A 20,997-nucleotide genomic window follows, 5' to 3' on the forward strand; every position below is an offset into this window, starting at 1 on the left:
TGAATTGGGGAAATTTAAACTTTCATTTTTCATCAATTTAAGATTAATAATTAAAAACTAGCCCTATTTACAAGTTTTATTTTTGCTTAAATAGAACAAAGAGCTTTTCTTCCATATATTAATTAAAAATCATACAACCTCACTACTTTTAAGATATATATTCCCAGTTTGTGCCGCATGCCTTCTCTTTCTTATAATTAAAGATACAAAATCTATTTGATTTTCCAGTACAGCCATAAGATCGGTGCCATCCATTAATAGTATGGTACTACGGCTTACGGAATGAATTTTAACAGCATCTTCGGAAAACCCATTTATAGATAGGAATAAACCTAAAGTATTATCAAGTTTTCTATTAATCTTTCCAACAAAACTGTCTAAATCTGAGGAATCCGATAATTGATTCCTCCACTTGGCTTCAAACAAATAATCAGTACCTTCTAGAGAAAAAGCTCCATCAATTTGTTCTCCAATATTTCTAAATGAAGCTTTAGGATCTAAATCAAATAGTTCAAATAGGTCGTATAGAACCTTCTCAAGTTCAAAGCCTCTCTTTTGATAATCTTGAGAAGTAACAAGCCTAAAATAATTTGTCTTAATTTCATCTAGTTTATTCAATACTGCTTGACTTGATCTGATTTTTTCTAGATTTTCAAGTCTTTTCCTTTTAATTTCTTCTTCCTCTTTAATTCTCTGTGTTTGATCTTCTATTAACCTTTTAAGATCAGCAACAGCTTGCTTTGCTCTCACTGCCTTTCTTTTTCCATCTTCAAGTTGTTCTAGGTGATGAAAACTATCCATCTTGATCACTTCGTGTATTAGTCTTCTGATATCACCCAAGTACTTTTCCTGATCACTACATAGTTCATCAATAATATCCGATACAATTTGTCTTTTATATCCATTCCAGTCTGAACGATTAATAATAGCAGGGTCATTTATACAGTTACTTAAAAAGCTCCTCAAGTTACTTTTATACCAGTATATACTGCATAGTGCCTCTTTTAAAAGTTCAATTACGACAGCTGAAATTTTGTTCTTCATTACAAAAAACCCCCATCAAAATATCTTTCAAATGTAAGGCATCCCATAAAATTTCCTTCACACAACCTTTACAATAATTCCTAACATCAGCTGTTACAAACAATATTCTCTTTTATTTTAATACTTATTGTACTATGTACTACCTGGTACTTATTTTGGTATATTATATCGTCAGCGCGCCAATGAGCTTTTGGTAGGCTAATTACTCTTAGTTAACTAACCCATTACTTTTATCAAACATTTCTTGGCTATTGTTTTTAGCCTTGTTACTATAAAATTCCTATTGGTTTATAAGAAGATACTTAGACAATATCAAAAGCAATTACTACAATTGTTAATTGATAATATTTCAATTAGACAAATAGATAGATCCAGAACTATTTAGAGCATATAATTGGAGTTGTTTTATTTAAACTACACATAATTTACTCGTTATATCGGGAAACGGATAATGAACACACGTTTTCAAGACCCGCTTCGAATAAAAAGAATTACCACCTTACCTACAACAATTTTGCATTTACTTATGATAAGGCTCCCCCCGAACAATCCGAAACGCCCGATAAATCTGCTCCACCAACACCAATCTCATCAACTGATGCGGAAACGTCATCCTCGAAAACGACAGTTTCTCATTCGCGCGCTGCATGACAGCGTCGCTTAAGCCAAGGGATCCGCCTATGACGAAACATACCTTACTTTTTCCGTATGTTGCTAGCTTATCTATTGTATCGGCTAATTCTTCGGAACTTTTCATTTTTCCTTCGATGGCGAGGGCGATGACGTGGGCGTCTGGGTTGATTTTGCTTAGGATGCGTTCGCCTTCTTTGTCTTTGATGATTTTCATGTCTTGATCGCTGAGATTCTCGGGCGCTTTTTCGTCCGCGAGCTCAATGATTTCGATTTTCGCATAGGCCTGTAATCGTTTTGTGTATTCGGCTATGCCTTGCTTTAAATATTTCTCTTTTAATTTTCCTACTGTGATAATTGATATATTCACAGGTCATCCCCACCTTAAGAACAAGTTATTCATATAAGTTATCAACAATTGTGGATAAAATTTGTGTATTTTGTGTCCGATCATTCGTTCCCCACTATATATATTGCAGGTTCATCGCACAATTCACAGGTTGTGGATAAGCTGTGTGTATGTTCGATTTTTCTGAATTCTGGTGGCGTTTCATGGTCATCTATGTACATGTCTAGTACGGTTTCTATATGTTCTGCGCAAGCATAAAGTGATTTGTTCATAAGTTTCTAATTCCTCCAATATGTTGTCTCGTTATTCACAAGTGTTTCGCTCATTGTTCAATATAACCGATTTATTCACATGTTAATAGTCTTTTACCATTTTCCACACCTTTTATCCACAAACCAAATAAAAAAAGCCTCCACTCCTGTGAAGGCTTCTTTCTATAAAAACGGATTATAAAATCTCGTTCCTCTAACAAATGTAATCACTAACGAAACAATCAGTACCATACCAACAAATATGAACGCCACATAATCTGCTTTTTGAAAGTCTTTTGCCGTAAACCATGTACGCTTTTTATGTTTCCCAAAACCACGCAGCTCCATTGCATTGCTGATCGTTTCAATCCGCTCTAGGCTAGAAAATATCAGCGGCATCACAATCGACAGCGCATTTTTGATCCGTTTTCCCAGCTTTTCATTCTTCGATAAATCAATCCCTCTTGCTTGCTGAGAAATCGCGATCGTGCGAAAATCCCGCTGAATATCTGGAATATAGCGCAAGGCAATCGCTACCGCATAGGAAATCCGGTAGCTGACCCCAATTCTGCTGAGCGATGAGGCGAATTCACTTGGATTTGTTGTCACAATAAATAAAAGCGCTGCTGGCATCACGGTCACGTATTTTAGCGTAATGTTCAACTGATAGAAAAGCTGTTCAAGTGTGACGTTGTACCAGCCGGCAATATGAAACAGCTCATGCTTTGCTCCGTAGATGGCGACACCTTGCTGAGGCGCAAAGATGTAAATGGCGATGTTATTAATCACTAGGAAAATCGCCAGGACGATCACCACGAAGGAAATATCACGAAATCGCACGTTTGATAGCTGAAAGAACACGATACTAGCAACTAGCATAAACACTAAAACGCCTGTATCATACGTGAGCATCGCTGCGGATGACCAGAGGATAAAGCAAATGAGTTTGGTGGCACCTGTCAGCCGGTGAATCGGCGACGGGCGATCGATATAGGACAGCATGTCTACAGCCATGTCATTCGTTCCTTTCTGTCAACCTCAATGAAGCGATCCACGAGTTCATTTGGATTCGGCCAATCAGCTTTCAGCGCCAGTTCATACAGCGAAGTTTCCTTTAAGCTCGCCTTTTGGACAAGCAGCTGATCTGTCAGTACTTTGGCTGGTGTATCATCTGCGATTTTTTCTCCATCTGAAATGACAATGGTTCTTGTTGTGTATTCTAGCATTAAGTGCATATCATGGGTGATCATGAAAATCGTGACACCCTGCTGATTTAATTGTTCTAAAAACGTCATCATCTCTGTGTAATGTTTAAAGTCCTGTCCTGCGGTTGGTTCATCTAGGATGAGGATTTCTGGCTCTAATACAAGAATTGACGCAATGGTGACGCGTTTTTTCTGTCCAAAGCTGAGCGCTGAAACCGGCCAGTTCCGAAATGGATACAGCCCACACACTTTCAGGACCCGCTCCACCCGTTCTTTGATCTCTTCTTCCTTTACGCCTCTTAAAACGAGACCGAGTGCGACTTCATCAAAAATCATTTGTTTTGAAATCATTTGATTGGGGTTTTGCATGACGACGCCGATTCGTTCGGAGCGCTGTTTGATCGTATCTCCTGTGATGTCATCACCATTTAAAAGAATTGAGCCTTTCGTTGGCTTTTCAAACGCACAGAGCACCTTAGATAATGTTGTCTTGCCTGCTCCATTGGCTCCTGCGATGCTGATCATTTCTCCTTTTTTGACCGTAAAAGAGATGTTGCTCAGCGTGTTTGGTCTTGTTGGATAATCAAAACTCAGCTCACGCACTTCTAGTAAATCCTGTGCTGCAATCTGCTCTACTGATGGTTCAGACGCTTCCATCCACTTCTCAATTTTCTCTTTTGCCTCATCGTCTAAGATGAGACGCTGTAAATCAGCGATTTGATCTCCAGGCGCGACCGGAATGCCTGCATATTTCATCGCCTTTACATATAAAGGCTCACGTAAATACGCCGCTTCTAGAACATTTGAGGCGAGCAATTCATCTGGTGTCATATCCGCTACAATCGTTCCTTCATTGACAACGATGATGCGATCCACATGACGGAAGAGGACGTCCTCTAATCGGTGCTCAACCATCACAATGGTTTTTTTCGTTTGTTTTTGCAGCCGGTCAATGAGGTCGATGACTTCTTTACCTGTTGCGGGATCAAGGCTTGCAAGTGGTTCATCAAACAGCAAAATGTCGACATCGTTGACCAGTACGCCCGCAATGGCGACACGTTGTTTTTGTCCACCTGACAGCTCATGCACGGACGATGCCAGCTTGCCGTCTACCTCTGTTAATCTTGCCGCTTCCTCGACACGTGTTTTCATTTCTTCACGTGCGACTTGATCATTTTCAAGTGTAAATGCGATATCTTCTCCAACGGTCAGCCCGATAAATTGTCCATCAGGGTCCTGAAGCACCGTTCCGACAAGCTGGGAGAGGGTGAAAATGTTCTCTTTCTCTGCATTTTTCCCGCCGATGTGAAGACTTCCTTCCATAGAACCTTTATAAGACGCAGGAACTAGCCCATTGATACAATGGGCTAGTGTGCTTTTTCCCGATCCAGACGGGCCTGCGATGAGAACTTTTTCTCCTTCATAGATGGTCAGGTTGATATCCTTTAATGTTGGTTCTGCCTGACTGCGATACTTGAATCCGAAATGTTCGAATTGAATCATCGGTTTCTTCATTTATGTGTTCCACCTTGCTTCATGATGTTTCTTTCGATAGACTGCCGCTTTTGCTTCTCGTTTTTGCATAGGCTGCAATGATGATGGTTCCTAATACACCAACTGTGATGATGTTTGAAATCCCTGCCACGATGCCTTGAACAAATACTTTGTTCGCAGGTTCTGCATAGATCACAATGTCGAGCACAGGAGCAATGATAAACCAGCCTAATGCTTGTGCGCCTGCTTGTACGGCGTTGAAGAGCGTGATTTTCTTCCAGCCGAAGTCTCCCTCTTCTACTTTTAAACGGTTAGAAATGAAGCCGATCAATAAACCAACCACACCCGAAACAATAATCCAGCTCCACCAAGGGCCAAATGTGGTCGCATCTTTAATGAGATGGCCAATAAAACCAATCAGTGCGCCTGCAACAGGACCAAATAGCACGGCCATTAATGCAAGGAATGCGTATGAGGTTTCAATTTGTGTATTCGGAATTCCAGTTGGAATGGAGACAAATCGTCCTAAAATCACAAAGACGGCTGCGCCAATTCCAATAGCAACGACAGTTTTCGTTGAAAGTTGTTTTCCTGCCATGATGTATCCTCCTCTTATTCGTATATAATGCGCGGAGCTTTGCGAATCGAAAGGCGCCAGCCTGTGCCTGTACCGATGTTATAAGCCTTTGCAAATGACCCTTGATTGATCGCCACGCCTAAATGGTCTAGTGAATTGACATATACGAGTGGTTCGCCTACCTTTAAGTCGGCAAAAGATCGTCCATAGGTCATGATATTTTTATACACATTTTTTGGCCCGTTGGCAATGGTAACTTCTATTGCATCCCCATAATTAATTGAAAGCTGTTCAAATAGCGTGTGATGAATGTTTGTCCATAGGTTTCCAAATCTCACATCTAAAATATCAATCGTCCCTGTGATCACATCTTCTTCCGCATATGCCTGTACGACTGGAAGATGGATAATATCATCAATATTCGCCTTTGGCCCAACCTCTTCAAAAGAAATGACACCTGATGCAATTCTTGCCCCTGTATAAGCGTAAATATCTCTCCCATGGAATGTATGTGATTTTCCCGACTTTGGCAGCCGGTTAATGGTTTCATCTAAATAACGGGCTTCCACAATGCCAATATCCTGCGCGACGTGCGTGAGTGTCCCGTTATCTGGGGTAATGATATAGTGTGAGCTTGTCGTTTTGACAACAAGACTTTTTCTCTCTGACCCAACACCTGGGTCAACGACGGAAACGAATACCGTCTCTTCCGGCCAGTATGTGACGGTTTGAAGCAGACGATAAGAAGCTTCCCAAATGTCATACTGCGGAATATTGTGTGTTAAATCAAAAATGCGGATGCGGATGCTGACCGTATTTGCGACTCCGTACATTGCACTGACAGCTCCATCATCAATGCCGAAATCTGATTGTAAAACCAATGCATGTTCACTCATGTCAATCTCCCTTTCATTTGAAAAAATGGATGTGGTGTTTCACGTGGAACATTTGAACAATTGTATGAAAAAAAGTGGACAATAAAAAATACCCCATCCTTATCTTTGAATCATAAGGACGAGGTATTTGTCTCGTGGTACCACCTTTATTTACTGTTTGCTCGCGCTAAACAGCCTCTACAAGTACAAAGCTCCAATCTGGCTCATATACTGTGGTTTTGATAACGAGTACCAACTCTCGTCGTCACCTACTAATATCATAGATATGTTCAGCACGAGGCTCAGAGACCATTTTTCGAATCATTATTTTTGCTTCTTTTCAGCTACCGAAGCTCTCTGTGGAAAAATTGATGATTGTACTTTCTCTCGTCATTGCCTGTATAATTATCTTGAATTAAAGCTATCATACATGATGTTTTTTCATAAATCAAGATATTTTTCTGAACATTTTTAAAAATGAGTCAACTGGTGCTGGAAGAGTCTTCTTTTTATGAAATTTAAACAAATGTTAAAGAGCAAGATATGGTGTCTTTCTATTCTAGGGGTATAATAAAGGTGAAGGGAGGTACAGCGTGTGTGGACCATCTGTATGAATGAGTTTAAGCAGCTCTTCAAAAGCACAAAATCTATTTTAACAATTGTTATTATTTTCATTTTATCTACTTTTGTTTCAAGTCTTCCGTTTATCGCTGCTCATCAGGAACAATGGGAACTGGCAAAGGATCCTTATTCTATTGGGAATGAACTGGTGATTTCTTTATTTGGTTTTTTCCTTATTTTTTTGTTGTCTCATGATATTTTAAGCCGCGAAATTCATTTGAAAACCATTCGTTTTCTCGTCAGTAAAACAACCCGTTTGAACATCATCATCGGGAAATATCTTGGACTGATGCTGTTTTGGCTTAGCTGTATTATGACGACATATGTACTGAATATGGTGATCTCACACCGTTTTCTGTTCTCTGATGCGTTAAAAATCTTAACCTTTATCAGTGTCGGTATCTCATGTGCTTTATTTTTGTCCATGCTCTTTCCAACACCGCAGAAATCAATGTTTGTCGGCATGTTATTTTCCTTTCTTTTCCCAATCGTCAGTATGATTTCTGTTCTTTCTTCTGAACGAATGATTCATTGGTTCCAATATATGACGCCTTATTATTATGCGCGCTGGAGTGAACCGCTGACCTACGTCCTAATGAACACGGCATTGACCGTTATCTTACTCATTGGAACTGCACTGCTGTTTCAAAGGAGGGATGTGTAGATGCTTCATACAAAAGGGCTCACAAAAAAATATCGTACAAAAGTCGCAATAAATGATATTAATCTTGATGTCAATCAAGGCGATATCTTCGGACTCATTGGACCAAAGGGATCTGGTAAGACGACGTTTTTCAATATTATTACCGGAATCTCCCGCCCTACCTCTGGTACGTTTACAGTGATGAATAAGCCTTCGCTAAAAAAAGTGAGGCAGCATATCGGTGTTCTACCTGAATATACGGATTTATATGAAGGTCTCACGGCTCTTGAGCATATTGCCTATTTATCAAAAATCACCGGAACACGCCAGAAAACGAGTGATTATGAAGAACTGCTCGAATTTGTCGGCTTACATCATGATCATCAGGAGAAGGTAAGTGCCTTCACACCTGGTATGAAAAAGCGGCTTGGAATGGCGCAGGCCATTGCCCATCAGCCGGAATTTATTTTACTCGACGAGCCTTTTGCCGATATTGATGCAGATTCGATTTTCCACATTCAGCGGGTCATTGAAGCATTAAAGGATGAAGGAAAAACCGTCTTTTTAACAGCTGACCGCCCAAGGTTCACCAATAGTATTTGTACCAAAACTGCATTCATTTCTGAAGGAAAATTAGTGTCCCCACATACTCATCCTCAAGAGAAAACCATCACATCCTCAAACATACGTGCAACCTTCAAGCATGCATGGATTGATGATGAGGTGAAACCTGTTCTCACGCAGTACCTACAAACTGTCGGAACAGATCTTGTGATCAGTGATGACGAGACCTCATTGTTAATTCGTTCAGAAGCTCAAGTTCCAGCGATCATTCGCGCTTTCGTGAAGTGTAAAGTCGATTTGTACAGAGTCACGGCTCAGGATGCCATGATGTCCTCATAAAAAAGTACCGTACGCTTTCTGCACGGTACTTCTTCTTTTTTTATGGCTCTGGTAAACTTTAGTGTCGATCATTAATGAAATTAAGAGGGAACCAGCCCATATTTAGTAAAACTCGGATACATTTTTACAATGTTCCTCTAATTCAACTATTGTAATTAACTGTGTTTTTGGATATTGGCTTGTGTTATCTGCGGAATACGTTAAATGAACTAATGCGAATTTTTTTAGTTCACTTATCCAATAAACTATATCATCGTTATCTTCCCTTTTTGCAACTGCGACAGCCTTTTTTCCGTAGAGAATGTGATTTGGATGAACTTCTTTCTTTAATTCTGCATTAAAAAACTCCGACATACTATCATTAATTATCCACCAAGGTTCATCCATAAATTTTTCAAGAACACTTATCATATCATGAATCACTTCCCTAAAATACCGTTTCCGAACCTTATACTTTCCGAACCGAACAACGTGTTCCGATGAACAATGAGGGCTCTCGAATCCGTCCTTGAGTGGTATTAGGAATTCAAAAAGCTCTTTTTTATAAAGGTTTACTCATATAGATCCCAGTTTCTTCAAATCCTGTTTTTTCGTACAGCGAACGGGCGATTTGATTGTGAGCAAAGACATGGAGCGAGAGTTTTTGCACACCTAATGACTTTGCCTCCTCTTCTAATGCAGCAATAGCCTGCTTTGCAAAGCCTTTTCCTCGATAAGCTTCAAACAAAATAAAGTTATAAATAAATCCTTCGTGCTGCGGGTGATTCGGGTCATAGCAAAGCCAAACCCAGCCAATCGCTTCATCTCCGTTTAAGAAATTCCACAGCTCATGATGCTCTGTCTGAAGTCCTTCTGGAAGGAGTCTGTCAAATTGTTCTTCTGCGTTCGCAAGTGATTCTTCCTTTTCCCATGTCCCTGCGAGTACCTTTTCTTCCGCGTACCGCTGAATGGCCTTCTTTATCAATACATCGTAATCGGTTTGTGACATCCGTTGTAGTGTAACCAATCGTACAACCCCCTTTTCTTCATCATATGTCAGTCATGCCAAAAAAACCAGTCCCTTACTGGAACTGGTTAGCTGCCATATCGGTCGGTTTGAGAAAGTTTAATCTCTGCTGATTTTTTCTTCCCGCTTCGGTAAAATTGCATTCTTACCTTGTCGCCGACCTTCTTTTGATATAAGTATTTACGAAGATCTACGATATTCTGTACACTTTTGCCATCAAAGGAGGTCACGACATCCAGCTCTTTTAGTCCTGCTTTTCCTGCTGGAGATAAAGGCTCAACACTCATGACAACAACCCCAGATGTGACCTTGGATGGCAGCTTCAATGTTTCCTGCCAGTGGTAACTCGCAATATCCGCTAATGATTTCATGCCGACGCCAAGATACGGACGCTTCACCTCTCCATAGCGCTCTAAATCCTCTATGACAGGGATAACCAAATTCGCTGGAATAGATAGCCCGATTCCTTCTACCTCTGATTCAGCAATCTTCATTGAGTTGATGCCGATCACTTTTCCGTCCATATTGATCAAGGCACCACCGCTGTTTCCAGGATTGATGGCGGCGTCTGTTTGCAGTACTTCTGCATTCCAATCCGTTTGTCCGTCTCCATTTGAGTCGACAGGGATCGCTCGCTCCGTGCCCGAAATGACCCCTTGTGTGACAGAGCCTGCGAATTCAAGCCCTAATGGATTTCCAATGGCGATGACTGGCTCACCCGGCTTCACATGATCTGAGTTACCGAAGGCTGCCGTTTTCTTGATTTTATCACTTTTGACAGTGAGAACCGCTAAATCCATGAGCTGATCACTGCCGACAAGATTGGCACCAATTCTTGTCCCATCATGAAGGCTCACTTCAAGCTGGTTGGCGCCTTTGATGACGTGATGGTTTGTGACAATATAAAACGTGTCACCCTTTTTTTTATAGATCACACCTGACCCGCTGCCTGCTTCTCCGCCTTCCTCCCAAAAGCTCGATTTTTGAATATTAATGACGCCGACTACCGTATCTGACATATTAGACACCACTTTCGTGACAGCATCATTGACGTTTACATTCACAGTTTTTAAAGGGCCCTGAGATGTTTGTCCATCACCATTTTGCTGCCATCCAAAGGGACTGCCGCTCTGTCCAGATACATAGGGGAAAAAGAATCCCATTAAAAAAGCTCCTACCAATACACCGATCAAACCAGAAAGAAAATATCCTTTTCTGCTTCGTCTCGGCTTCCACTCTACATCGCGATAATCCACTATGTTTCCTTCCTTTCAGTGAATAGATGATGTATATAGTGTTGGTAAGAAGCTCTTATCTTAATCATACGATTATAAAAATCATACGGCGCAAAGCGGGGTTGCTTTTTTCGGGTCCGTATCAAATAAATCAAAGCCGTCCCCAACAACAAAGCCTTTCATTTCAAGCGTCTGCTGGACCGCCATACGGGCTAAATCCTTCATGTTGTTGTCTTGACTCAAGTGAGCCAAATAAATGCGTGAGGTGGCATCTCCAATGACATCTGTCATCGCAAGAGCCGCATCTTCATTTGATACATGTCCGACATCGCTCAGGATTCTACGCTTAATGCTCCATGGGTATCGGCCCATTTGTAGCATACCGACATCATGATTGCTCTCAAACACAAACGTATTGGCTGACTTAATAATGCCTTTCATGCGGTCACTCACATAGCCGGTATCTGTCATGAGCGCAAGTTTGCGCCCTCCATAATGGAATACGTAAAACATAGGCTCTGCCGCATCGTGTGAGACGCCAAATGACTCGACATCAAGACCGCCAAAGGATTGAACGGTCTCCATATCAAAATGGAATTTCTGCTCTGTATCAATTTTTCCGATATGAGATTCCATCGCCTTCCATGTTTTCGCATTTGCATAGACAGGAAGCTTGTACTTTCTTGCCATGACACCAAGCCCTTTAATATGATCGGAGTGCTCGTGTGTCACAAAAATGCCGTCCAAGTCTTCAGGCTTGCGGTCGATTTGGCCAAGCAGCTCGACCATCTGTTTGCCGCTTAAACCAGCATCGACCAAAAAGGCATGCTCGTCTGTTTCTAAATAAAAAGCGTTCCCCGTACTTCCGCTCGCTAGTACACTGAACTGCAAGCTCATGTTCTCTCACTCCATTGAAGATTTGTCATCTTTCTCTATATGATCAAGTGTTGAGCCATCGATGGCATTGATCAAATATTCTTCCTCTGTCTTTTTCTTTGAACCTGCTGATACGCCTTCAAGCTCCACACGCCATACAGGAACCATGACTTGCGTGCTTGCCCCCGGGTATTGCGTATAGTAACCAAGCTCTACCTTTTTCACGGTCGTGTTTTGACTCAGCATATTTTGCGTATATAAGTCCTTCACGGTTTCAAGTGCTGGGACAAGGGTTTCTTTTCTCACTTCATTAATCGACGTCACCATTGACTGCTGATAAGAGACAACTTCGTTTTGATCGTTGAGATCTAAGGTGATTTTACCGATGGTTTCGGTGTCATCAAGGCCTTCTTGGAAGATGTATTTCCCTTTATACGTTTGGAAAAAGACGATTTCCCCTGTCTCTTCATCTATATTCCACAGCTTATAATTCTTCCCATCCAGCAATCGCTGGTTCACAAGGTTCGTCGCCGCTGTTTTGATATCCTTTTTCGGCAAGGCAACTGGTTTGTTGAAGGTCATTTCAAGCAGCGTGACAGGATCATCTTTGTCTGATTTCGGGAATGTGCTTTTCGCCTTTTGATCAGCTAATCCGTCGACATCCTTTTTCGTATATTGCTTCTTTTCAGCTGTAATGCGGTATCCAATCTTCGCTTCATCTGATAGATTGCCATATTTAATCCCGTCTGCCTTCATTTCTTCCAGCGTATCCGTTTTTTCGATAATCGCAAAATGATCGGTTGACCGTTTTTCAAAGTATTGAAAACCTAGAAAGATATCGAGAACGAGAAAGGCTAGGATAAAGATCGTTTTGGTCTTATTCCACTCCATGATTCTCGCTCCCCTCTGTCAAAAGATCATTCGATAGAATCACGGTTTTGCCGTTATACTTCATACACCATACAGGCTCCAGCCAGACAAACATCCCTTGATCTTGATCTGATGCAGTTGAAACAGCTTGATATGCCGGGAAAATCTGTTCAATTTTCTCCAAGTCATCATATTTCGTCTGCTTGATGATCAAGTCCTTCAGCTCTGTCCCGTTCATCAGCTTGACCTGTTCACTTTGACTCGCTTTATTGCCAAGAATATAGTTTGGACGCTTGTAATTCAAAATGTCATCATTCGCCCATTGGACTTCAAGGGAGGTCATCCCAAATGGATGCTTTGTACTGTTCACAATCGGCAGACCGTCCATAAACATATTGAAGGACAGCTGCTGGTTGCTGTTGATGCCAAAGTATTGGTAGTCATCAGTAAAGCTTCCCGTATCATTGAAATATTTCACGCTTCGCTTGATCAAATCCCCCGTTTGGAAAACAGTGCTGGAATTGATATTGCGATGCTGATATTGAATGCGGTGGTCTTTTTGATTGGCTTCAAGGCGGCTTGTGCCATCTGTGTACACCGTCCGGTTTAAATTAGATTCCTCACCGACAAGACTCGGGTCCGTAAACAAAGCGTCTTTGAACTTGTTTGTCTTAATCGTTTCGATAAAGAACATTTTCGCTTCAAGCTGCTTTTGCTTTCTCGGAAGAAGGAAATCTCGTTTAGAATTCGTAGAGAATGTATAAAGATCATAGCGCGGCATCTCGTTTTGAGCGGCAGCGATACTGGCCATTAGATTACGGTAGTTGGCGGACTCAATTGTCAGCTCAAGCACCGTTTCCTTGCTGTATGAGACCAAGTAAACTTTCTTATTGGCCTTATCCTGCTGAGCGAACGGCACAATCATCCGATCAAACGAGTTGTATTCAATGGACTTGTTCGGCCATTTAAAGAGCGCCTGGAAAATATCAATCGGAATCGGATCATTGAATACAAGATCCAATGTCTTTCCTTGCCCTTCGCGTCCATAGAAGAAATTCTTAAATTTCTGCTCGGAATATTGATCCGACACATCATTAACCTCTTTGACATCCCAAAGGCTCACATCATTCCAAAAGTTTTGAAAGAGTTCCTTTTGATCTACTTTAAAATGCTCCCCATTTGAATGGATAAACATCTCGCGCGGCTTCACGACATCAATGAGACTTCTAGGCTCGTCGCTTGAAATCTTCTTCGTTTCCACGACCTGTGTGCCTGTATCTGCCTGATCCTGCATGACGGGCTGGAACATCCAGATATTCCACGTAAATACAAGACTGATCGCAATTAGGATTGTCAATATTATGGTTTTAAAGGTCTCACGCTTCATCCCAATCATCCTCTTGTTCTTCATTGTACGGAAGGGTAAAGGTCACCGTTGTCCCTTTTCCTTCAATGCTGTCAGCCCAAATATCTCCGCCATGAGCCTGAACCATTTCTTTTGCAATCGCAAGACCTAGGCCGGTTCCGCCAAGCTTTCTTGTTCTTGCTTTATCCACTCGATAAAAACGTTCAAAGATTTTATCCATATCCTTCTTCGGAATACCGATTCCTTCATCTTTCACGCTGAATAACACAAGGCCTTTCTCCTCATCCAGATCGACGGTAAACGTGATGTGTCCACCCTCTGGTGAGTATTTCATGGCATTGGAAATGATATTATCGAGCACCTGTGTAATTTTATCTTGATCGATTTCCACATATACTTCACGCTGCGGCAGGTTGCGGATAAAATCGACATGCTGCTCCTTCGTCATCTCAAAACGATCAATGACGAGCGAGATAAACCTGATAAAGTTCGTCCACTCACGGTTGAATTGATAATCCTTGCTGTCGAACTTAGACAGCTGCAGCAGGTCATTGACAAGCCGGATCATGCGCTCAGTTTCATTTTGTGTGACACTAAGGAATCTTGGCGCAAGCTCCTTATCACCAATCGCCCCTTCAGCCAGCGCCTCAAGGTAGCTTCGCATCGTCGTCAGCGGTGTGCGCAGCTCATGCGATACGTTCGCGACGAATTCACGGCGCTCAGCATCAATTTTCTCCTGCTCAGTGACATCATAAATGACCGCAATTAAGCCATCAATTTTCCCATGCTCTTTCTGAATAACGGAGAAATTAACACGCAATACAGACAGCTGGTCTTCTCGTTCAATTTCGATCAGCATGGAGTCTTGATTTTCGACTAAATCTTCAAATGTATGAGTTTCCTCTAATCCAAGTAAAGACGTAATCGGCATCTCTAATGCTGTTTCACGTGAAACATTCAACAGCTCTAATGCGGGGCTGTTTAATAGAATAATTGCACCGTTTTGATTCGTTGCGATGACGCCGTCCGTCATATAGGCAATGACAGAAGAAAGCTTTTTCCGCTCACCCTCCGTCATCAGCTGAGCTTCCTCCAGCTCTCTCGTCAGATGGTTAAAGGTTGTCGCAAGCTGGCCAATCTCATCATGCCCATACTTCCGGACCTTCCTGGAGAAGTTTCCTTTGGCAAGCTCGATCGCTTGCTTTCTCATATCTGAAATAGGATGAGTGATCGTTCTGAAGATGAAAATACCAAGTAGAGCAGTCGTCCCAAGTGCAATCAGTGTCCCTGTTGCCAAAATGGTGTTAATGGTTCGCATTTGGTTAAACACACTTTCCATTGAAGACACAACATAAATCACACCAACGGTCTCTTGGTTCTCATTTTTTACGGCTGTCGCAGAAATACGCACCCTTTTATTTGATTCAGGGTCATAGAATTTTTTTTCATAGTCTTTGCCAACCGCGAAAATACGGCTAATGATTTGATCAGTGATTTTCTTGCCGGCAATCTCTTGGCTGCCATTATTGACAGAGGCAATGACCTCTCTGCTTTCGTCAATATAGCTGACTTCAGAGATTTCATTAGACTCATCTTTGTTGTTAAAATCGTTCAATATCTTTTGAGCATCCTCTTTTAATTCTGCCTTGCTTTTCGATGAATCTTGTTCTAGGTAATACGATAACGAGTAGATTCGCTGATTCAAGGAATTATCATATGAATTAATTAAGGACTGCTCTAGCTGCTTCACAAAGTACACGCCAATGATCTGCATGGCGACGATGATCAGCAGCACGTAAATCAAGGTCAATTTGAAGTGAATCGAGCGAAAAAAACCTACTTTACTCATAAGAATCTTAGTCCTGCTCTGGGTTTCTTAAATAGTAGCCGACGCCTCGTCTTGTCACGATCCAGCTCGGATGGCTAGGGTTGTCTTCAATCTTTTCACGAAGACGGCGGACTGTAACGTCTACTGTACGGACATCTCCGAAGTAATCGTAGCCCCATACGGTTTGCAGCAAGTGCTCACGTGTCATGACTTGTCCGATATGTTTCGCTAAGTAATGAAGCAATTCGAACTCACGGTGCGTCAATTCAATCGTTTCCTCACGCTTAGACACCACATACGCATCTGGATAAATGACGAGTGATCCAACCTCAATATCATTTGATTCAGATTCTTCCTCCGTCTGCGGAGCAGCGGTTTGTCTTCTCAAATTCGCTTTCACGCGGGCAAGCAGCTCACGCGTGCTGAAAGGCTTTGTCACATAATCATCTGCGCCAAGCTCAAGGCCGATGACTTTATCAATTTCAGAGTCTTTTGCTGTCAGCATGATAATGGGCATGTCGTATTTCTTTCTCACTTCACGGCATACTTCAACACCATCTTTATTCGGCAGCATAATGTCGAGCAGAATAATGTCCGGCTTAATTTCTTCTACCATTTCAAGGGCTTCGTTTCCATCATATGCACAATGGACCTCATAGCCCTCTTTCCTTAAATTAAATTCCAATATATCAGCAATCGGTTTTTCATCATCTACGACAAGAATCTTTTTTTCCATTGTGATTTCCTCCTGCATTTTTAGCATCTATGTCATTCCATTTTGCATATATCATTACGCCTTTTCCGTTTACGAAAAAAAGGCTCACTGTCTATTATAACGTTTTACGAGGCAAAGATAAAAATAATAACGGCTTTCTTTTCTAGTAAACGTTGGATAGGAAGGCACCGCTCAAAAAAATTGATGACTTTTTCCTTTTTTATTGAAACTTTTCCAATCATCAGCCGTCTATATAGATGTAACGTCTTCTTCTTATGGAGCCGGGCCCTACCTAGGTCCGGCTTCTCCCTTTTTATGCCTTCTTTTCATAATAAAAACGCACCTGCGATTGCAGATGCGTTTGGAAGTGGCTCGGGACGGAATCGAACCGCCGACACACGGATTTTCAGTCCGTTGCTCTACCAACTGAGCTACCGAGCCATCATCAAAAAGATGAATATGTATAAATGGCGGTCCGGACGGGACTCGAACCCGCGACCTCCTGCGTGACAGGCAGGCATTCTAACCAACTGAACTACCGGACCTCAGTAACTTGCCCGAAAAAGCAATCGTGGTGCTCCTTCAAGCAAGTGAGGAAAAAATTAGCTTAACGCTAAAGTAAATCAATGACCCGTACGGGATTCGAACCCGTGTTACCGCCGTGAAAGGGCGGTGTCTTAACCGCTTGACCAACGGGCCAATACATGGTGAGCCATGAAGGACTCGAACCTTCGACCCTCTGATTAAAAGTCAGATGCTCTACCAACTGAGCTAATGGCTCTCGGTTTGTGAAAAGTAAATCTGAAGAAGTTGTATTGCGTCAAACCAATCGCTTTAAAAAAGCTGGAACATCGCATCCTAACAAGTTTCAGAGACCTTTGCAACAACGAGATTTATAATATCATAGAATAATTACATATGGCAATACGTTTTTCGACATTTTTTTAAAAAAAGTGTCGGATGTCAAATCTGCTTTCAAAGCCTCCACTTCTGCAACCGCATTCATTAAATACGTCTTTTCGGATGATTTCTGCCTATTCAAACACATAGACACGTTTCAGGCCGCTCAAAAATGGCTATACATGAAACAAGTGACATTGTCATTGAAAAAGGAGGAAGCAGTATGAGTTCATTCAAATTAGGAGATAAAATGCCCAACTTTTCACTTCCAACAATACAGGGCGATCACATTGATTTCGACAAACATTTAGAGGAGCATCAAAGCTGGCACCTGATCGTTTTCTTTAGAGGATCTTGGTGTCCGGTATGTGTAGAAGAATTAAAAGAGCTCGAACAGCAGCAGTCATATTTTCAGGACAAGGATATTCACTTGATGGCGATTTCAACCGATAACCCTGATGACTTGAAGGCATTTGCGGATAAAGAGGGACTGTCCTTCCCAATCATGTATGACCATGACCTCACGTCTTTAAAAGCATATGAAGTCCACTATCACGGGGAGGATGCCCCATATGAAGACCACGGGGTGCACGGTGAACCCGCTTATTTCTTATTAAATGAAAAAGGGCAAGTGCTCTATCAGCAAAGACAAACAAGTCCGTTTGGCAGACCGCATGCCAACGAATTGCGCAAAATCATTCAGTACATCCGTAAAAACTTAAAAGGCCAATATAAAAGCCTGAAGTAAGAAAACAGCCCTCGTGATGAGGGCTTTTTTTATGAATGTTTTTTGTTAAATAGCCAGTCAGCGGAGAAAAAAACAAGGAGTCCCGCCATTAAAATGACAAAAGTAACCGGTGGCCTGTCATCTTGGAAATACGCGTATAACGCATGCCCTCCTAATGCCAGAAGATAAAAGACAAATGCCGGCACAGCCGCTTGATGTGCATTCGCTTGTTCTTTTTTCGTCATTTTTTTAAAAAACATATTGTCTATCCCCTTTATGATGCTTTTTTCATCGTCACCCTGCGAAGTGCCCGTGAACGGATATATTCCATTGGTCCAATTCTCCAAACCTTTAGGCAAACTGCTGAAATCGCGATTTGCAGAAGTGAAATCAACAGCCATGCCAATACAATAAGGGGCGCATTGATTTGACCGCCAAGACCCAATCCCCAACTATAAAAAAGAATGGAGCAGATGACATTTTGCAGGATGTAGCAGCTAAGCGCCATTTTCCCTACATATTCAAACCAAATCCACATGAACCATGACTCCGTGCGTGCGAGGAGCTTCGCAATGACAGCTATATAGAAAATAGAGAGGAATGGTGAAAAGGCGTAGCGCACCACAAATTCCACTAGATCGTTCGGAACGAAGACTAGTGCATTCAGCGGCAGACCAACCCACAGTCCGATTCGGAACAATATTTTCCGGAGAGATTGTCCGCGTTCATTTGCATAAAATACACCGGCTCTCATCATCCGCACACCTAATAAAAACAGAAATGTGTTCATTGGAATGATAAAGATCGCTTCTTCTCGGTACATGAAAAAGTATTGTAACCGTTCTTGAACCTGCGAGATCCATGTCTCTGGCAGCTGCTCTTCCAGCACCGATTCACCGTTTTGATCATCGGCCGCTGACTCCATTTCAGAGAGGGAGTACACCATCAAACATGACATGACGAGCAGATGAATCACACCTGAGACCATCATGCCTTTTTTGATACGCCTGCTGCCTCCCCGTACAATGTAAGCCACAAGCAGCCCAGTAACGGCATAACTCATGAGCACATCATATTCCATCACGAGCGCAAAATGGACAAAGCCTTCGATAAATAAAAATAAAAGAATCCATAAATAAGTGCCCGGCCAAGGCGTGTTTTTCCTTTTTGCCTGCTGGTATTTCAGCTCCAATCCAACACCAAACATGATCGTGAGCAGCGAGAGCATTTTTCCATAAACGAACATGGAGACAAGACTTTCAAGAAAACTGCCATTTTCATATTCATCCGCTATCTGATCTGTCGCAAAGGTATCCCCTGCGTACGCAAAAAACCAGACGTTCGTTCCCAATGTGCCTAGTATGGCAAAACCTCGTAAAATATCTAATAATCGTATTCTTTCTTTCACTAGAACGCTCCTTCCCTCTATACAGTTATCATATTTTGGTAATGACCGAAAGTCCGTTCTACTGAAATTAAGGAATATTTAAACAAAAAAACACCAGTAAAATGCGAGATTTTACTGGTGTCTCATCAATCTATTCTTATGGACGGTACACGCTGCGGACAACGTTCGTTTGTGAACGATCTGGTCCGACTGAGAAAATGGAAAGTGGAATACCTGTTAATTGTGAAATGCGTTCTAAATAATGGCGGGCATTTGCAGGCAGTTCACTTAAGTTCTTCACACCTGTAATATCCTCTGTCCATCCAGGCATTTCTTCGTAGACAGGCTCACATTTCGCTAATTCATTTAGGCTTGCTGGGAATTCCTCTGTGATTTCTCCGTTCAATTTATAAGCAACACAGATTTTCAACTTTTCAATCCCTGTTAGTACATCAATTGAGTTAAGAGATAAATCTGTAATTCCGCTCACACGGCGTGCATGACGGACAACAACGCTGTCAAACCAACCGACACGGCGCGGACGTCCAGTTGTCGTACCGTATTCACGGCCAACCTCACGAATTTGATCGCCAATTTCATCATGGAGTTCTGTCGGGAATGGGCCATCTCCAACACGTGTTGTGTATGCTTTTGACACACCGACCACATGTTGAATTTTCGTTGGTCCTACACCAGAACCAATCGTCACTCCTCCAGCTACTGGGTTAGATGACGTCACAAATGGGTATGTCCCTTGATCGATATCAAGCATGACCCCTTGTGCTCCTTCAAATAGCACGCGGCGGCCTTCATCTAGTGCATCATTCAGAACAACAGATGTGTCTACGACATATTTTTTCACTTGCTGGCCATATTCATAATACTCGTCTAAAATATCTTCAATCTTGAAGCCTTCTGTGTCGTACATTTTCTCTAAAAGACGATTTTTCTCTTCTAGATTACGTGCAAGCTTCTCTTCAAATACTTCACGATCTAATAGATCTGCGACACGGATACCGACGCGAGCTGCTTTGTCCATATAAGCTGGTCCGATTCCTTTTTTCGTCGTGCCGATCTTGTTAGCCCCTTTCCGCTCTTCTTCTACCTCGTCCAATTTTAAATGGTAAGGCAGAATAACATGGGCTCTATTGCTGATTCTGAGGTTATCTGTACTCACATTCCGTTCGTGAAGATACGCAAGCTCAGTGACCAACGCTTTAGGATCAACCACCATTCCATTACCGATGACACAAGTTTTCTCTTTATAAAAAATACCGGATGGAATGAGGTGTAGCTTGTATGTCACTCCATCAAATTTGATCGTGTGACCTGCATTGTTTCCCCCTTGATAACGGGCAATCACCTCTGCATTTTCTGAAAGGAAATCGGTAATTTTCCCTTTCCCTTCGTCACCCCACTGCGTACCTACTACGACTACTGAAGACATATCGTGCACCTCCGTTAACCTTTCAAAACGTTATCTCTTTCAAACACA

21 protein-coding genes, 4 tRNA genes and 1 other annotated feature are annotated in these 20,997 nt (G+C 42.0%); of the genes, 3 read left to right on the forward strand and 22 right to left on the reverse strand.

The features are described from left to right. Positions 1-129 precede the first annotated feature (129 nt). The 7 genes from MHI46_RS19120 to MHI46_RS19150 form a co-directional block, all read right to left on the reverse strand. Positions 130-1,044, reverse strand: a complete 915-nt coding sequence (locus tag MHI46_RS19120; RefSeq protein WP_247721709.1) for a hypothetical protein — start codon at positions 1,042-1,044, stop codon at positions 130-132. A 520-nt stretch (positions 1,045-1,564) separates the two neighbouring features. After that, positions 1,565-2,044 carry a 23S rRNA (pseudouridine(1915)-N(3))-methyltransferase RlmH gene (gene rlmH, locus MHI46_RS19125; RefSeq protein ID WP_003214880.1) on the reverse strand — a complete coding sequence of 160 codons (480 nt, stop codon included), beginning with the start codon at positions 2,042-2,044 and terminating at the stop codon, positions 1,565-1,567. Between the two features lie 80 nt (positions 2,045-2,124). Continuing rightward, entirely contained in the window at positions 2,125-2,295 is a 171-nt protein-coding gene (locus tag MHI46_RS19130; RefSeq protein WP_008360116.1) for a CxxH/CxxC protein, read from the reverse strand. A 162-nt stretch (positions 2,296-2,457) separates the two neighbouring features. Beyond that, positions 2,458-3,288, reverse strand: a complete 831-nt coding sequence (locus tag MHI46_RS19135) for an energy-coupling factor transporter transmembrane component T (protein ID WP_260775076.1) — start codon at positions 3,286-3,288, stop codon at positions 2,458-2,460. Continuing rightward, positions 3,279-4,994: an ABC transporter ATP-binding protein gene (locus MHI46_RS19140; protein ID WP_260775077.1), complete on the reverse strand. Its 1,716-nt coding sequence runs from the start codon at positions 4,992-4,994 to the stop codon at positions 3,279-3,281. Before MHI46_RS19140 ends, MHI46_RS19135 begins: the two co-directional genes overlap by 10 nt. A 19-nt stretch (positions 4,995-5,013) precedes the next feature. Beyond that, positions 5,014-5,571, reverse strand: coding sequence for an ECF-type riboflavin transporter substrate-binding protein (locus tag MHI46_RS19145; RefSeq protein ID WP_024424020.1), 558 nt, complete (start codon positions 5,569-5,571; stop codon positions 5,014-5,016). Positions 5,572-5,585: 14 nt separating this feature from the next. Next, positions 5,586-6,446, reverse strand: coding sequence for an S-adenosyl-l-methionine hydroxide adenosyltransferase family protein (locus MHI46_RS19150; protein WP_260775078.1), 861 nt, complete (start codon positions 6,444-6,446; stop codon positions 5,586-5,588). Between the two features lie 111 nt (positions 6,447-6,557). Next, positions 6,558-6,828, reverse strand: a binding site (T-box leader). Positions 6,829-7,020: 192 nt separating this feature from the next. Here MHI46_RS19150 and MHI46_RS19155 point away from each other — a divergent pair. Then, on the forward strand, positions 7,021-7,710 hold the full coding sequence (locus MHI46_RS19155) for an ABC transporter permease subunit (protein WP_039182821.1): 690 nt from the start codon (positions 7,021-7,023) through the stop codon (positions 7,708-7,710). After that, positions 7,711-8,592: an ABC transporter ATP-binding protein gene (locus MHI46_RS19160; RefSeq protein WP_251180855.1), complete on the forward strand. Its 882-nt coding sequence runs from the start codon at positions 7,711-7,713 to the stop codon at positions 8,590-8,592. It begins immediately after the preceding gene. Between the two features lie 102 nt (positions 8,593-8,694). Here MHI46_RS19160 and MHI46_RS19165 read toward each other — a convergent pair whose 3' ends face one another. The 12 genes from MHI46_RS19165 to MHI46_RS19220 all read right to left on the reverse strand — a co-directional run bounded on the left by MHI46_RS19165 (position 8,695) and on the right by MHI46_RS19220 (position 17,269). After that, positions 8,695-9,003: a hypothetical protein gene (locus tag MHI46_RS19165; protein WP_059375747.1), complete on the reverse strand. Its 309-nt coding sequence runs from the start codon at positions 9,001-9,003 to the stop codon at positions 8,695-8,697. Positions 9,004-9,133: 130 nt separating this feature from the next. Beyond that, complete coding sequence (locus MHI46_RS19170; protein ID WP_058838359.1) at positions 9,134-9,598, reverse strand: GNAT family N-acetyltransferase; 465 nt, start codon at positions 9,596-9,598, stop codon at positions 9,134-9,136. A gap of 68 nt (positions 9,599-9,666) precedes the next feature. Beyond that, entirely contained in the window at positions 9,667-10,854 is a 1,188-nt protein-coding gene (locus MHI46_RS19175) for a S1C family serine protease (RefSeq protein WP_126682569.1), read from the reverse strand. 81 nt (positions 10,855-10,935) lie between these two features. Then, positions 10,936-11,730: an MBL fold metallo-hydrolase gene (locus tag MHI46_RS19180; RefSeq protein WP_024424026.1), complete on the reverse strand. Its 795-nt coding sequence runs from the start codon at positions 11,728-11,730 to the stop codon at positions 10,936-10,938. 6 nt (positions 11,731-11,736) lie between these two features. Further along, a complete protein-coding gene (gene yycI, locus MHI46_RS19185) occupies positions 11,737-12,600 on the reverse strand; it encodes a two-component system regulatory protein YycI (RefSeq protein ID WP_144489711.1) in 864 nt (287 codons plus the stop codon). Continuing rightward, positions 12,587-13,966 carry a two-component system activity regulator YycH gene (gene yycH, locus MHI46_RS19190; RefSeq protein WP_039182839.1) on the reverse strand — a complete coding sequence of 460 codons (1,380 nt, stop codon included), beginning with the start codon at positions 13,964-13,966 and terminating at the stop codon, positions 12,587-12,589. Before yycH ends, yycI begins: the two co-directional genes overlap by 14 nt. After that, the gene (gene walK / locus MHI46_RS19195; protein ID WP_024424029.1) at positions 13,956-15,794 is read right to left on the reverse strand and encodes a cell wall metabolism sensor histidine kinase WalK; all 1,839 of its coding nucleotides are present in this window, start codon (positions 15,792-15,794) and stop codon (positions 13,956-13,958) included. Before walK ends, yycH begins: the two co-directional genes overlap by 11 nt. Positions 15,795-15,801: 7 nt before the next feature. Next, the gene (yycF, locus tag MHI46_RS19200) at positions 15,802-16,509 is read right to left on the reverse strand and encodes a response regulator YycF (RefSeq protein WP_024424030.1); all 708 of its coding nucleotides are present in this window, start codon (positions 16,507-16,509) and stop codon (positions 15,802-15,804) included. Positions 16,510-16,856: 347 nt separating this feature from the next. Beyond that, positions 16,857-16,929: transfer RNA gene (locus MHI46_RS19205), tRNA-Phe, on the reverse strand. Positions 16,930-16,956: 27 nt separating this feature from the next. Continuing rightward, a tRNA-Asp gene (locus MHI46_RS19210) sits at positions 16,957-17,033 on the reverse strand. 82 nt (positions 17,034-17,115) lie between these two features. Further along, a tRNA-Glu gene (locus MHI46_RS19215) sits at positions 17,116-17,187 on the reverse strand. Between the two features lie 6 nt (positions 17,188-17,193). After that, a tRNA-Lys gene (locus tag MHI46_RS19220) sits at positions 17,194-17,269 on the reverse strand. A 342-nt stretch (positions 17,270-17,611) separates the two neighbouring features. On the opposite strand from MHI46_RS19220, the gene MHI46_RS19225 reads away from it, so the two are divergent. Continuing rightward, complete coding sequence (locus MHI46_RS19225) at positions 17,612-18,136, forward strand: peroxiredoxin family protein (protein ID WP_024424031.1); 525 nt, start codon at positions 17,612-17,614, stop codon at positions 18,134-18,136. A gap of 29 nt (positions 18,137-18,165) precedes the next feature. Here MHI46_RS19225 and MHI46_RS19230 read toward each other — a convergent pair whose 3' ends face one another. The 3 genes from MHI46_RS19230 to MHI46_RS19240 all read right to left on the reverse strand — a co-directional run bounded on the left by MHI46_RS19230 (position 18,166) and on the right by MHI46_RS19240 (position 20,949). Continuing rightward, positions 18,166-18,375 (reverse strand): hypothetical protein, encoded by a 210-nt coding sequence (locus tag MHI46_RS19230; protein ID WP_151284977.1) that lies wholly within the window; start codon positions 18,373-18,375, stop codon positions 18,166-18,168. Positions 18,376-18,389: 14 nt separating this feature from the next. Continuing rightward, positions 18,390-19,523: a DUF418 domain-containing protein gene (locus MHI46_RS19235; protein ID WP_342503030.1), complete on the reverse strand. Its 1,134-nt coding sequence runs from the start codon at positions 19,521-19,523 to the stop codon at positions 18,390-18,392. Positions 19,524-19,659: 136 nt separating this feature from the next. Next, the gene (locus MHI46_RS19240) at positions 19,660-20,949 is read right to left on the reverse strand and encodes an adenylosuccinate synthase (RefSeq protein WP_024424032.1); all 1,290 of its coding nucleotides are present in this window, start codon (positions 20,947-20,949) and stop codon (positions 19,660-19,662) included. Positions 20,950-20,997 lie beyond the last annotated feature (48 nt).

The organism is Bacillus sp. FSL K6-1000 (assembly GCF_038630785.1).
In the GTDB taxonomy this organism is placed as follows: Bacteria; Bacillota; Bacilli; order Bacillales; family Bacillaceae; genus Bacillus; species Bacillus safensis.

Excerpts from the sequence above, each read along its gene's own strand:
- MHI46_RS19120 (WP_247721709.1), bottom strand. The coding sequence starts at position 1,044 with ATGAAGAACAAAATTTCAGCTGTCGTAATTGAACTTTTAAAAGAGGCA.
- MHI46_RS19130 (WP_008360116.1), bottom strand. The coding sequence starts at position 2,295 with ATGAACAAATCACTTTATGCTTGCGCAGAACATATAGAAACCGTACTA.
- MHI46_RS19135 (WP_260775076.1), bottom strand. The coding sequence starts at position 3,288 with ATGGCTGTAGACATGCTGTCCTATATCGATCGCCCGTCGCCGATTCAC.
- MHI46_RS19140 (WP_260775077.1), bottom strand. The coding sequence starts at position 4,994 with ATGAAGAAACCGATGATTCAATTCGAACATTTCGGATTCAAGTATCGC.
- MHI46_RS19145 (WP_024424020.1), bottom strand. The coding sequence starts at position 5,571 with ATGGCAGGAAAACAACTTTCAACGAAAACTGTCGTTGCTATTGGAATT.
- MHI46_RS19150 (WP_260775078.1), bottom strand. The coding sequence starts at position 6,446 with ATGAGTGAACATGCATTGGTTTTACAATCAGATTTCGGCATTGATGAT.
- MHI46_RS19160 (WP_251180855.1), top strand. The coding sequence starts at position 7,711 with ATGCTTCATACAAAAGGGCTCACAAAAAAATATCGTACAAAAGTCGCA.
- MHI46_RS19165 (WP_059375747.1), bottom strand. The coding sequence starts at position 9,003 with ATGATAAGTGTTCTTGAAAAATTTATGGATGAACCTTGGTGGATAATT.
- MHI46_RS19180 (WP_024424026.1), bottom strand. The coding sequence starts at position 11,730 with ATGAGCTTGCAGTTCAGTGTACTAGCGAGCGGAAGTACGGGGAACGCT.
- yycI (WP_144489711.1), bottom strand. The coding sequence starts at position 12,600 with ATGGAGTGGAATAAGACCAAAACGATCTTTATCCTAGCCTTTCTCGTT.
- yycH (WP_039182839.1), bottom strand. The coding sequence starts at position 13,966 with ATGAAGCGTGAGACCTTTAAAACCATAATATTGACAATCCTAATTGCG.
- walK (WP_024424029.1), bottom strand. The coding sequence starts at position 15,794 with ATGAGTAAAGTAGGTTTTTTTCGCTCGATTCACTTCAAATTGACCTTG.
- yycF (WP_024424030.1), bottom strand. The coding sequence starts at position 16,509 with ATGGAAAAAAAGATTCTTGTCGTAGATGATGAAAAACCGATTGCTGAT.
- MHI46_RS19225 (WP_024424031.1), top strand. The coding sequence starts at position 17,612 with ATGAGTTCATTCAAATTAGGAGATAAAATGCCCAACTTTTCACTTCCA.
- MHI46_RS19230 (WP_151284977.1), bottom strand. The coding sequence starts at position 18,375 with ATGTTTTTTAAAAAAATGACGAAAAAAGAACAAGCGAATGCACATCAA.
- MHI46_RS19240 (WP_024424032.1), bottom strand. The coding sequence starts at position 20,949 with ATGTCTTCAGTAGTCGTAGTAGGTACGCAGTGGGGTGACGAAGGGAAA.